The sequence below is a fragment of the Halorhabdus sp. CUG00001 genome, assembly GCF_009797925.1.
Lineage (GTDB): Archaea > Halobacteriota > Halobacteria > Halobacteriales > Haloarculaceae > Halorhabdus.
Genome location: NZ_VOLB01000001.1, coordinates 1,511,062 through 1,523,459 on the forward strand (window position 1 = coordinate 1,511,062; position 12,398 = coordinate 1,523,459).

Here is a 12,398-nt window from a genome sequence, read left to right on the forward strand (position 1 = left end):
AATCGCACCAGCCCACCGACCGAAGACGCCACAAGAAATAACTTGCTTGGTGTAAGATATTTCCAACACCCTATGTTAAATAGACCTAACATCGGAGTCGGAAGCCCCCAGACGCTGTACCGGGTTGTCCGAGCGCTCTACCTGCTAATAGTGATCGGGTTGGTGAACGCCGGGATCAGATTCGAGTCGGCACCACTGCTGGCGCTGGGTGGCGTGCTGTTCGTCGGATTTCTCCCGGCGAGTCGATGGCTGGGGACTCGACTCGGGATCGAGGAAAACGACGAGCGTGTCCGAAGGCTGATTCGGACGGCTGCCAGTCGGGCACTGTACGCGCTGTTCGCGATCGGGTTCCTCGCGTACGTCCTCGGCGCACTGCTCGACGCACAGGGCAGTCTATCTGGCCCGGTCGAGACGTTCATCCAACAAGGCGAGATCGTCTTCGTCTGGGTCGGGATGACCGCGATCGCCTCTTCGGTGGCCCACAAAGGCTGGAACCTGCTCCGGGCCCGGCGGTTGGAGGGGTAGGATGGACTTCGAGACGACGGTCAAAGAGCGACGCGAGGACGCCGGGTTGACTCAGGCCGAACTCGCCGATCGGGTCGGCGTCACTCGCCAGACGATCCTCTACGTCGAGAAAGGTGAGTACAACCCCTCCCTGGAACTGGCCTGGCAGATTGCCCGCGAGTTCGACGCCCGCATCGAGGACGTCTTCGACCTGCCAGAGAGTACGGATCCCGCCTGAACGACGATCCTGACGCCGACTTCCGCATCACAGGCGTCGCTCAGCTGTACCCGCGCCAGCGGTGCCCACACTCTTTGCACTTGAAAAAGCGTGTCGGCGGTTCGTCCGCGGAGCCGGTCTGCTTGATCGTGTACCAGGCGTGGCCGTGGCCACACTCGTCACAGTGCACGTCATCAGCGGTGGGCTTGCCCTCGAAGTTCGCGTCTTCCTCGGTCTCGATCAGGTCGTCGTCGCTCTGGTCTTCCGTCGAAACGAAGTCCTCGGCCAGCTCCTGATCTTTGGCCTCACGATAGCCGCAACTCTGACAGACCATCTCGTCGCCGTCGGCGTCATCAGAACTCGAAGAGTGCTGATTGCTCGTCGAGCTCCGTTCGACGGCGTGCATCATCGAGCCACACTCATCACAGAACTGCATGCTACTCACACGGACGGGCCAGAGGGTCTAAAGTGACACGTCTGTGCGCCTAGTCGGGCTCGTAGTCGGCCAGTTCCTCGCGCTCGGCGACGATCGGGCAGTCGGCCACCCGGACGGTCTCGCTGTCGACGAACTCGATGATGTCCGTTCCGTCGTTAGAACACGCCACGTCGGGCGGTTTCGAGAAGTATTCACACCGTTCACAGTACGAGTGTTTGTCCACCTCGGCAAAGCGCCGCTGGCCCTGGCGTTCGGTCTCGGGTTCGGCCTCGCTCCGAGAGAGTGCCTCCCACAGCTCGGAATCGCGTTCGGCGTCGACTACCCGGCCCTCGCCGAGTCGATCGAACGGAGCCTCCCCACGGCGATCGACACCGAGCCGATCGAACGGATCGTCGACATCACTGTCGACGACGGGCTGCTCGTCGGCGTCAGCGCCTGTCTCGGGCTGGTGGGCGGCATCTGCCGGGGTCGAATCGGTCCGGTCGTCGTAACCAAAGGCATCGAAGCGACCGGTCTCCGATGCAGCGTCGCCACGGGCATCGGCCTGTTGGTCGCCGAGATCAGCGAACGGGTCGGCCGGGCGATCGTCGACGTCGATCCGCTCGAAGGGGTCTTCGTCCCCACCATCGGTAGGGGCGAGTGGCGCGTCGTCACCCGCAGAGATCGCCTCGAACGGATCGCCCGCCGCAGTGTCTTCGTCCGCCGCCGAGTGGGAGTCTCCGTCCGGATCGTCGTCGTCACTCATCGCCAGTCTCCCTGTCCTGTCGCCGAGATGTCCCCGTCTCGACCACTGGTGTCGCCAGCCTCGATCTGGGATGCAACGACCAGTGCGGGCTTGCTGAAAAAGCCACTCGCGGGCTCGACGTTGGTCACCGCGGCGTTGCAGTGCGGACAGGCCGGCCGGGTCAACAGCGCTATTTCGACGGCATTATCACAGTTCTGACAGACTGCCCGGCTAACGTCGTGCCCGGCCGCAGCGGCCTTGAGCCGTTCGAGCGTGTCGGTGCCACGCTGTTGCTGTGTGTCCCGGAGATCGCTGACCGCCCAGGCGACAGTCCGGAGTTTCTCCTCGGCGTCGGCCAGACGGTCGTCGTGCGTGTCGGTAGTGCCATCGAGTGCTTCCAGTGACGCTTGCAGTGCTGCCAACTCGTCGGCATCGGGTGCGGCCTCGATCTCCGCTTCGAGGGCCGCCATCGCAGCCTCGATATCAGCCAGTCGGTCGTCGATCGCATCGAGTCGCTCGAAGGCGTCGTGGTCGTGATCGGCCGGTGCCTTTTCGTCAGTCTCGCGTTTGACCTGAACGACCCGCTCGCGGACGTCTTGGAGTTTCGACTGGAAGTTCCGCTCGGCGGTCGCGATGCGTTCCTCGACGGCCTCGCTGTCCGCGAAGCGCTCGCCGACCGCCGAGGCGACATCCTCGGCGATCGCAGGTTTTTCTTCGGCGAGGACGTCAGCCACGACGGCTTCGATTCGGTCGCGATCGACGGCCGTCGGCCCGACATCGGCGGGACTGTCGTCGTCGCGGTCTGCAGTCTGCCGGTAGGCTGCCACGAGCTGTTCGAGCACCACGTCGCGGTCGACGTCAAGCTCCGCGGCCCGCTCGTCGAGCCACTCAGCCAGGTCCGCGGGTAGCGACGCCGTCACGTCTTGCGACTCGGTCGACTCGCTTCCCATCACTGGCAGTTCATCGAGCGGATAGTTAAGGGTTTGCCACTCGTTCCCAGGATCGATACTTGCCGAGGGGAGCGCCTCAACGGATCTTCCGGACGTCCGAGATGTCGAACCCGTCGTCGTCGATCTCGGTCTCGAAGCGCACGATATTCTCGTCTTCGAGCTGAGAGAGCACACCTCGAAATTGCTTGACGACGAGCGTCCGGGCGCGGGTGCTGCCGCCGCTCTCCCACTCAAAGCGCATGGTTCCGTTGACGGCATCGACGAGCTGACCGAGGCGCTCAGACGAGAGTGTCTCGTGATTGATGTGGGCAAGAACGAGTCCGTCCCAGCGATGGGCCGCCTTCTGGAGGCCCTTGAGGACGTACGTGATGTCAGGCCAGGAGACGTCCTCGTCGTTGGCGGCGACGAGATCCGTCAGCGAATCGATCACGACGAGGTTATCGGCCGCATTGTCGGTCATCAGGTCACCAAAGGCCGACAGCAACCCCTCCCGGTCGGTCCGGGAACGCAGGTCGGTCACGCTCGGCGTGCGTTGGGCGTACCACTCCCGGGGGAGTGGACTGGCGTGAAAGAAGTCAGTCGAGAGATCGTGGAACGTGATCGCCTCTGTGGCACCGTCGACGATATCCGTCTCTAAGGTCTGTGAGAGTTCCCAGCGGAACTGTGACTCCCCCGCAGTAAAGGAGACGTAGTGGATCTCCTCGGGAAGCGTCGCGTTTGCCGCGAGATCGCCGTAATACAGATCGTGCAGGTCCTCGTTGCCTCTCGCGAGGCCGTTCATCGTCGCGGCCGTGTACATGAACTCGCGTGCGCCGGCCCCCGATTCGCCCGAGAGCAAGACGACTGTCCCGCGGGGTGCCCCGCCGTCGATCAGCGAATCCAACTGCTGGATACCCAAGGGGATGCGCTCCATACCCCACGGTCACGGCCAGTCCGCTTGTGTGTTACGCCGGGCGGAGACGCCTGTGACGTTTGCAGCCACCGGTGGCTTCTAACCGGCGGCGAGTCAACGACACACTATGGACGAAGACGCCTTCATCGAGCAAATTCGTGCCGACAACGACACCGCCCTCTCGCGGCTGGGCTCCTCGAAAGCCCTCTATGCCGATACGGACGGGGACATGGACGACGAGACGGTCCTCTCGGCGGCCGCCGACGCCGAACACCACGCCGCCGTCACCTATCAGCAGTGGGCCGACACCGAGGACACCGGCGCGGTCGCCGACGCTTTCGCAGAGACAGCCGCCGAGGAACGCGACCACTACGAGCGCGTCGCCGGACAGCTCGACGAGCACGAACCGGGCGAAAGCGTCCCCGCGATCCAGCAGTACCTCCGTGCTCTCGATGGAACGGTCGATCGCCTGGGTGGGTTCGTCGGTCGGACGATCGCCGCCGAGAAGTCAAAAGAACAGTTTACGGGCTACTTCGTCGGTGAGGCCGATCCCCAGACCGCACAGCTGTTCCGGGATGTCGGCGGGGACCTCGACCCGCAACTGGACCGGGCCGGCGAGTTACTCGAATCGATCTGCGACGGCGAAGGCGACTGGGAGCGGGCGGCTGAAGCCGCGAGTGGCGCGATCCAGGAAGCCTACGACGCTTACACGGAGTCCCTGGAGTCGATGGGCGTCAACCCCAAGCCGGTCTGTTGAGCGACGAGTGGCCACGGGCCGAATTCCAGAAATACATAGTCCGGTCTCGGCGCACGCGGAATGTGAGCACGCATTCTTTTGTTGGCGAGCCCCGACGTAGACCATATGACCGTTCTCATCTACGGGGCCTACGGGTACACGGGCGAACTCGTCGCCCGGGAGGCCGTCGATCGGGGTCTCGATGTCGTCCTCGGCGGGCGCAACGGGACGAAAACGCGCGGCCTCGCGTTCCAACTGGACGTCGACTCCCGTGTGTTCCCCGTCGCGGAGGCACGACACAATCTCGACGGGATCGACGCCGTTCTCAACTGCGCGGGTCCCTTTAACAAAACCGCCGACCCGATGGTCGAGGCCTGTCTGGCAACCGGAACGGACTATCTCGATATCACTGGCGAGATCCCCGTCTTCGAGGCGCTGGCCGAACGCGACCGGGACGCCGAAGACGCAGACATCTGTCTCCTGGCGGGCGTGGGTTTCGACGTCGTTCCGACCGACTGTCTGGCCGCCCATCTCCACGATAGACTGCCGACTGGGACGCAACTCAGACTGGGAATCGACACGCCGGGCTCTGTCTCGGGCGGGACGCTGGCAACGGCACTCGACCAGATTGGTGCGGGCGGGATGGTGCGACGGGACGGGCGACTCCAATCGGAACCGCCCGGATCGCGAACCCGGACCATCGACTTCGGAACCGGACCGACACACGCCGTCAGCGCGCCGATGGGCGACGTCTCGACGGCCTACTATTCGACGGGTATCGAGACCATCGAAGTGTACCTGTCCGCTCCCGAGTACGCCGAGTACCTGCTCCGGGCGAGTGCCGCTGTCTCACCGCTGCTGGCAGCTCCCACGGTCAAGCGCGGATTACAGGCACTCGCCCGGACGTTCGTCAGCGGGCCGTCCGAGCGCGCACGGCAGCGCGATCGAGTCTCCCTGTGGGGAGAAGTGAGCGACGGCGAGAAGACGGTGACGTCGCGGCTGGAGACGCCCGAAACGTACGCGTTGACGGTTGATGCGGCGACGACAGCCCTCGAACGGATCGACGCCGATGCCGACCTGGCCGGCTACCAGACGCCAGCCACGGCGTTCGGACCCGAATACGTCCTGAATCTGGACGGGGTCGCCGGGTTCGTCGACGAATGAGTCCGCTGTCGAATAGCGCCTGGTCGTCTCGATACAACAGAAGGCTGACAACTGTGGCACCCGGAGCGTGACACCGATGGACGTCTCCGTGCTCACCGTCGGCGAAGAGCTACTGGCCGGTGATATCGACAACACCAACGGTACGTGGCTCGCCTCGGCGTTGACGGCCCGAGGCGTTTCAGTCCGACGGATACTCACCGTTCCCGACGATCGGGACGTGATCGCCGAGCGGACACGAGCACACAGTGAAGCCTTCGATGCCGTGATCGTCACCGGTGGGATCGGTGGAACGCCTGATGACGTGACGATGGAGGCCGTCGCGGACGCCTTCGATCGAACGTTGGTCGCCAGCGATCTCGCCATCGCCCACGTCCAGCAGCGACTGGCTGCGGTTGGCGAGTCGGTGCCCGAACTCGACATCGATATCGAGGCGGAAGCCGCCATCCCGGAGGGGGCCAAACGGTTGTCCAATCCCGAAGGGTTAGCACCGGGCTGTCGGCTGGACAACGTCTACGTCTTACCGGGGATCCCAAGCGAGATGCGAGCGATGTTCGAGACGATCGCCGAGGAGTTCACGGGCGAGGTGACTGAACGGGTCCTCTACACTGTCGAGCCCGAAGCGAACATCGTCACCGACCTGACCGAAGCACGCGACCGCTTCGAGATCCGAGTCGGCTGCTATCCGGACAAAGACGCCCGCCACAACCGGCTCAAACTCACCGGCGCTGACGAGACGGCACTCGACGACGCAGCAGCCTGGCTCCTGGACACGATCGACGCCAGCGAGACACCAGTCGAACGCGAGTGGGACCCGGACGAAGAGCCCACTGGCGGGCCGGAGTGACGGACCCATCCGTGCGGCCAGTCCCGGACCCTCGCCCGTAGCTGTGAGCCTGTTCGAGCACTGTGAAGAACTCGTCGTGTCGAGGGCTGAGTCGAGCGAGGCCGTCAAGTAGATCAAGCGGTATGGCTAGGACAATGAGCGACACCGGCGGCCCTCTCTCGCCCGACCGCCCCGATGCCGAGACGACGTTCCGCGTCGAGGCCCCGTTCGATCCCGCAGGCGATCAGCCCGACGCCATCGCACAACTCGCCGACGGGTTCCGGCAGGGCATGGACGAACAGACCCTCCTCGGTGTCACTGGCTCTGGCAAGACCAACACCGTCTCGTGGGTCGTCGAAGAGATCCAGCAGCCGACGCTGGTCATCGCCCACAACAAGACGCTGGCGGCCCAACTCTACGAAGAGTTTCGGGAGCTCTTTCCGGACAACGCCGTCGAGTACTTCGTCTCCTACTACGATTACTACCAGCCCGAGGCCTACGTCGAACAGACCGACAAGTACATCGAGAAAGACGCCTCGATCAACGACGAAATCGATCGGCTGCGCCACTCGGCGACCCGCTCGTTGCTAACCCGTGACGATGTGATCGTCGTCGCCTCGGTCTCGGCCATCTACGGCCTCGGTGACCCCAGAAACTACATCGACATGTCGCTGCACCTCGAAGTCGGCCAGGAGATCGACCGCGACGAGTTACTGGCCCGGCTCGTCGACCTGAACTACGAGCGCAACGACGTCGAGTTTACCCACGGCACGTTCCGCGTCCGTGGCGACACCGTCGAGATCTACCCGATGTACGGCCGGTATGCCCTTCGCGTCGAGTTCTGGGGCGAGGAGATCGACCGCATCTCGAAGCTCGATCCACTGGAAAGCGAGCTCAAAAGCGAGGAACCGGCGGCCCTGATCCACCCCGCCGAACACTACTCGATCCCCGAGCAGCGACTGGAAGACGCAATCGCGGAGATCGAGGAGCTGCTGGACCAACGGGTCAGTTACTTCGAGCGCCAGGGCGACCTGGTGGCCGCCCAGCGCATCGAGGAGCGGACGACCTTCGATCTGGAGATGCTCGAAGAGACCGGCTACTGTTCGGGCATCGAGAACTACTCCGTCCACCTCTCGGATCGGGAGTCAGGCCAAGCCCCCTACACCCTGCTGGATTACTTCCCCGATGACTTCCTGACGGTCGTCGACGAGTCCCACCAGACGATCCCCCAAATTCGGGGCCAGTACGCGGGCGACAAATCCCGCAAGGACTCGCTGGTCGAGAACGGCTTCCGCCTGCCGACGGCCTACGACAATCGCCCGCTGACCTTCGAGGAATTCGAGGAAAAGACCGACCAAACGCTGTACGTGAGCGCGACGCCTGGCGAGTACGAACGCGAGCAAAGCGCGCAGGTCGTCGAGCAGATCGTCCGTCCGACCTATCTCGTCGACCCCGAAATCGAAGTCAGCTCCGCCCAGTCGCAGGTCGAGGACCTGCTGGATCGTCTCGACAGCCTCCCGGACGACGAGCGGGCCTTGGTCACGACGCTGACCAAACGGATGGCCGAAGATCTCACCGAGTATCTCCAAGAGGCAGGCGTCGCCGTCGAGTACATGCACGACGAGACCGACACGCTCGAACGGCACGAACTGGTCCGGGGGCTGCGGGCCGGGGAGTTCGACGTCCTCGTCGGGATCAACCTCCTCCGGGAGGGCCTGGACATTCCGGAGGTAAGCCTGGTGGGCATTCTGGACGCCGACCAGGCGGGGTTCCTGCGCAGCGAGACGACGTTGGTCCAGACGATGGGCCGGGCCGCCCGGAACGTCAACGGGAACGTCGTGCTGTACGCCGACGATCCGAGCGACGCCATGGAGGCAGCCATCGAGGAGACCAAGCGCCGGCGACGGATTCAACGCGAGTACAACGCAGAACACGGCCACGAGCCGGCGACCATCGAGAAGGCCATCGGCGAGACGAATCTACCCGGGAGCAAGACAGACACTGGCGAGTCGGCAACCGCCGACCCCAACGACGAGGAAGACGCCGCGCGGCTGGTCGAAGAGCTACAACAGCGCATGGAGGCGGCCGCCGACAACCTGGAGTTCGAACTCGCGGCCGACATCCGCGATCGCATCCGGGAGTTGCGCGAGGAGTACGACCTCGACGGCCCCGAGGACCCTGGCGCGGAGGGCGTACCAGCCCCCGAGCGGTGATCGAGCGGGGCCAGCACCGAGCGGGACCCGCCCGGATGCGGGGCTTTTTGTCGGTCTCGCGTGAGCCGTGACGTATGACAGCACGTCGCTGGTCGCGTCGGACCGTATTGGCGAGTGTGATGGCTACCGTCGCCGGCTGTACGGGCATAGAGAGGGATGGCGAAACAGCGACGGACCCGCTGCCAGCGACGACCACCGATCGGCCGACGCGAAGCGACGACGAACCACCAGCCACAACGACAGCCGACCCAGCCGATACCGAGCGTCCCGAGACGACCAGTGTCGACGGCGACCGACAGACGAACGTGCCGTTCAGGGAGACCCCAGAGCGGACGCTCGAACTCGATCTCTACGAGCCGCCAGCAGGCACCGACCGACCGTTCGTGCTCTTTGCCCACGGCGGGGGCTGGATCGGCGGCGACAAGGGATACCGACCGATGTTCGACGAACTGGTCGATGCTGGATTCGTCGTCGCGGACGTCCAGTACCGGCTGGCCCAAGAGAAGCAGTATCCCGCGGCCGTCCGGGACGTCGTCGCGGCCCTGAAGTGGCTCCGGGCCAACGCCGACGCCCACGGCATCGACCCGGAGCGGGGCGCGCTTGCGGGGTACTCCGCGGGCGCACACCTGGCAGCACTCGTCGCCGTTGCCCCGGCACACGAACGGTTCCAGCCTGCAGACTTTCATCCGGACGTCCCGGTCGCCGTCGACGCGCTGGTGGGCTATAGTGGCCCCTACGACTTCACCGACGCCGGCATCGGGGACAATCCGCTTGTCGCTGCGTTCTTCGGCCCCGAGGCGGACGCGGAAACGCTGCGGGAGGGATCGCCGGTCACACACGTCGACAGCGGCGACCCGCCGGCGTTGCTGGTCCACGGAACGGAAGACGGGGTTGTCCCCGTTCGTTCGACGGCAGTCCTCGCCGACGCCTACCGGGACGCAGGCGTGACGGTCGAGGTGATCACAGGCGAGGGGGCCGACCACGGCATGATCGACAGCGCGGAGTGGCGCGAACAGACGGGAGCGAAACAGCGGCAGTTCCTCACCGCCCACCTCGGCGGTACCCGTTCAGAACGATAGGTCGGAGGTCGATTCGGGCTGGGCAGTACTGACGGGATGGAGCACGGGCTGGCGGTATCACTCACCAGGTTCGATACGATACCCGTCGTTGTCCGGCGAAGCGATGCGAACGGTGCCGTCGATGCCGATTGTCTCGAGTGCCTCGACAGCCGCCTCGCGGACGTGATCGCTCCGCGCTGGTCCCGTGATCGCATAGACTGTCGGCCCCCAGGAGGACTGGGTGACGCCATCGACGCCGGGCACGCCCGAGAGCGCCTCGATCAACTGGCCCGCGGGCGGCCGGTAAACGCCACCCTGTTCGTCGGCGTACCAGGCGCCGTTGAGACGACCGAGCCGCGAGATCGCCGCCCCGAACGTGGCCCGGTCGCCCTCGGCGATCGCGGGAAGCAAGCGCTGGGTCAGTAAGGGCGCGATCTCGTCGGCGATCCCGGGATCGGCCCGTTCGACGGCTGTTCGCATGCTTGCGTCCTCGCCTTGGCCGCTCCGGCCTGTCTCACCCGCCGGCGTGACGAGGACGAACCGCCAGGAGTCGGGCACGTCGTGGCGAGCGACGACCGGCGGTGTGGTCCAGGCACCCGTCTCCGGGGGGCTGTGGGTAAACCGCTCGGTCGGGTGACCGCCGTCGATGACGAACCCACCTTGGCGGAACGTCGCGATTCCGACCCCGCTACGCCCGCCCCGACCGAGTGCAGGGGCTCGTTCCCGGACGGCCGGATCCAGTCCGTAGGCGTCGGCGATCGCGACTACCGCGGCGAGCGCGAGGCGCGTCCCGCTCCCGAGGCCGGCGTGGCGGTCGAAGCGGTGGCTAACCGTGACTGTCGCCCCTGGGACGTCCAGTGCCTCGATCGCCCGGCGTGCGTACGGTTCGACAGCGCCATCGGAACAGACGAGGGAGTCGGCCCGGTGGGCTTCGAGGACGAGCCGTGGCTCGTCGATCGCGAGTCCGATCCCTCCATAGAGGCGATCACGCGCGAGCGAGAGATTTTGGAAGCCGGCGTGTAAGCGTGGGCCGATCGATACCCGCGTCATTGCCGGTGTTTGGAGGAGGTGTCTCTTGAAGGCTCGCGTCTCGTGGGGCGGGCGTCATCGACATGTGTACCGCTGCGTACCGGCCACTGCCAGAAGCCTATCGACACTGACAACTCGCCCGGTCGGTATTTATACCACCATCAACAACTATAGATTATGAACAAAACCCGGAAAACGACCGGGCTTGCCGGCATGGACGGTGTGCTAGATGGGGGACTCATTCCTGGGAGAAACGTCCTTCTCAGGGGGACGCCGGGGGCCGGCAAGACGATCTTCGGACTGTACTTTCTGTCGGCGGGCGTCGAGGCGGGCGAGCAGAGTCTCTACGTCAATCTGGGGGAACCACAGGCGTACGTCGAGGAGACGGCCGAGGCGTTCGGGTTGGAAACGGAGGGGATTCACTTTCACAACCTCTCGCCGACCAGCGAACAGTTTGCCGAGCAGGAATCGTACGACGTCTTCGAGTCCGCCGAAGTCGAGCAGCCGGAGTTCATCGACTCGCTTCGAACCGTCGTCGACGAGGTCGAACCGGACCGGGTCCTGCTGGACCCGATTACGGAGTTCCGCTACCTGACGACCGACGAGCGGCAGTTTCGGAAGGGAATCCTCGGCCTGCTGGATTATCTCAAAGACGCCGGGGCGACGGTGATGTTGACGTCACAGGCCGGCGAGACAGTCACAGACGAGGATCTGCAGTTCCTCGTCGATAGCGTCGTCACACTCGAAGTGACCGGCGACAGTCGATCAGTACAGGTTTCGAAGTTTCGAGGGTCGTCGTTCCGTCGGGGCAAGCACTACTACGGCATCGACGACGAGGGACTGACGGTCTGGCCGACGCTAGTCCCCGGCGAGCAAGAGCGATCGATCGAACCCGGGACGTTGTCATCGGGCGTTCCCGAGCTCGATAGCCTCCTTGGTGGCGGGCTCGATACGGGCACGGTGACGATCCTGAGTGGCCCGACCGGTGCGGGCAAGACGACGACCGGGGTGCAGTTCCTCACGCGAGCGGCCATCGAAGAAACCGAAGGCATCCTCTTCCAGTTCGAGGAGGCCGAACGGACGATCCGCGAGCGGGCCGACGCGATCGGCATGCCACTCAAGAAAGTACTCGAAGAGGGGTGTCTGTCGATCGTCGAAATCGAGCCCGACGCATACACTGTCGGTGAGTTCGAGCAACTGATTCGAGAAGCCGTGAGGGATGGGGTCGAGTTGGTGATGATCGACGGCACACAGGGGTTCAAACAGAACCTCCGGGGTCTCGAGGACCCGACGGCTGCGCTGTTGCGGGTCGGTCGATACCTGCGGGCAGCCGGCGTCTCGACGATCCTGGTCAACGAGGTCCACAATATCACAGGGGACTTTCGGGCCACCGAGGAACGGACGAGCAACCTCGCGGACAACCTCGTCTTCCTGCGTCACGTCGAGTACCGCGGCGAGTTGCGGAAAGTCATCGGCGCGTTGAAGATGCGGACCAGCGACTTCGAGCACAGCCTGCGGGAACTCGAAATCACGCCCGAGGGGATCCGCGTCGGCGAGCCACTCCCCCAGCTGCGCGGCATTCTCACCGGGACACCGGACTGGGAAACGGCCGACGTCCCGGACGAGACCAACGCGAAACAGGACTGACCCAG

At 64.7% G+C, this 12,398-nt stretch carries 13 protein-coding genes; 8 read left to right on the forward strand and 5 right to left on the reverse strand.

The annotated features are described in order from the left end of the window. The first annotated feature begins 72 nt into the window (after nt 1-72). Both FR699_RS07555 and FR699_RS07560 read left to right on the forward strand, forming a co-directional pair. Nucleotides 73-525, forward strand: a complete 453-nt coding sequence (locus FR699_RS07555) for a hypothetical protein (RefSeq protein WP_158855052.1) — start codon at nt 73-75, stop codon at nt 523-525. 1 nt (nt 526) lies between these two features. Next, nucleotides 527-742, forward strand: coding sequence for a helix-turn-helix transcriptional regulator (locus FR699_RS07560; protein ID WP_154551058.1), 216 nt, complete (start codon nt 527-529; stop codon nt 740-742). Nucleotides 743-782: 40 nt separating this feature from the next. Here the strand turns inward: FR699_RS07560 and FR699_RS07565 are convergent, their stop codons facing one another. The 4 genes from FR699_RS07565 to FR699_RS07580 form a co-directional block, all read right to left on the reverse strand. Beyond that, the gene (locus FR699_RS07565) at nt 783-1,157 is read right to left on the reverse strand and encodes an RPA12/RPB9/RPC11 RNA polymerase family protein (RefSeq protein ID WP_154551057.1); all 375 of its coding nucleotides are present in this window, start codon (nt 1,155-1,157) and stop codon (nt 783-785) included. A 49-nt stretch (nt 1,158-1,206) separates the two neighbouring features. After that, a complete protein-coding gene (locus FR699_RS07570) occupies nt 1,207-1,902 on the reverse strand; it encodes a hypothetical protein (protein WP_154551056.1) in 696 nt (231 codons plus the stop codon). Continuing rightward, a complete protein-coding gene (locus FR699_RS07575; protein ID WP_158855053.1) occupies nt 1,899-2,831 on the reverse strand; it encodes a hypothetical protein in 933 nt (310 codons plus the stop codon). Before FR699_RS07575 ends, FR699_RS07570 begins: the two co-directional genes overlap by 4 nt. Nucleotides 2,832-2,907: 76 nt before the next feature. After that, the gene (locus tag FR699_RS07580; protein ID WP_154551054.1) at nt 2,908-3,744 is read right to left on the reverse strand and encodes an HTR-like protein; all 837 of its coding nucleotides are present in this window, start codon (nt 3,742-3,744) and stop codon (nt 2,908-2,910) included. A 106-nt stretch (nt 3,745-3,850) separates the two neighbouring features. Between FR699_RS07580 and FR699_RS07585 the strand changes: the two genes are divergently transcribed. The 5 genes from FR699_RS07585 (at nt 3,851) to FR699_RS07605 (ending at nt 9,738) form a co-directional block, all read left to right on the forward strand. Further along, nucleotides 3,851-4,480 (forward strand): rubrerythrin family protein, encoded by a 630-nt coding sequence (locus FR699_RS07585; protein WP_154551053.1) that lies wholly within the window; start codon nt 3,851-3,853, stop codon nt 4,478-4,480. Nucleotides 4,481-4,585: 105 nt separating this feature from the next. Continuing rightward, nucleotides 4,586-5,623, forward strand: coding sequence for a trans-acting enoyl reductase family protein (locus FR699_RS07590; RefSeq protein ID WP_154551052.1), 1,038 nt, complete (start codon nt 4,586-4,588; stop codon nt 5,621-5,623). Between the two features lie 76 nt (nt 5,624-5,699). Further along, nucleotides 5,700-6,467, forward strand: coding sequence for a molybdopterin-binding protein (locus FR699_RS07595; protein WP_158855054.1), 768 nt, complete (start codon nt 5,700-5,702; stop codon nt 6,465-6,467). 134 nt (nt 6,468-6,601) lie between these two features. Then, entirely contained in the window at nt 6,602-8,659 is a 2,058-nt protein-coding gene (gene uvrB / locus FR699_RS07600) for an excinuclease ABC subunit UvrB (RefSeq protein WP_158855055.1), read from the forward strand. Between the two features lie 74 nt (nt 8,660-8,733). After that, nucleotides 8,734-9,738 (forward strand): alpha/beta hydrolase, encoded by a 1,005-nt coding sequence (locus FR699_RS07605; RefSeq protein ID WP_158855056.1) that lies wholly within the window; start codon nt 8,734-8,736, stop codon nt 9,736-9,738. A 57-nt stretch (nt 9,739-9,795) separates the two neighbouring features. Here FR699_RS07605 and FR699_RS07610 read toward each other — a convergent pair whose 3' ends face one another. Continuing rightward, nucleotides 9,796-10,767 carry a beta-ribofuranosylaminobenzene 5'-phosphate synthase family protein gene (locus FR699_RS07610; RefSeq protein ID WP_154551048.1) on the reverse strand — a complete coding sequence of 324 codons (972 nt, stop codon included), beginning with the start codon at nt 10,765-10,767 and terminating at the stop codon, nt 9,796-9,798. A 156-nt stretch (nt 10,768-10,923) separates the two neighbouring features. Between FR699_RS07610 and FR699_RS07615 the strand changes: the two genes are divergently transcribed. Beyond that, nucleotides 10,924-12,393 carry an ATPase domain-containing protein gene (locus FR699_RS07615; protein ID WP_158855057.1) on the forward strand — a complete coding sequence of 490 codons (1,470 nt, stop codon included), beginning with the start codon at nt 10,924-10,926 and terminating at the stop codon, nt 12,391-12,393. Nucleotides 12,394-12,398 lie beyond the last annotated feature (5 nt).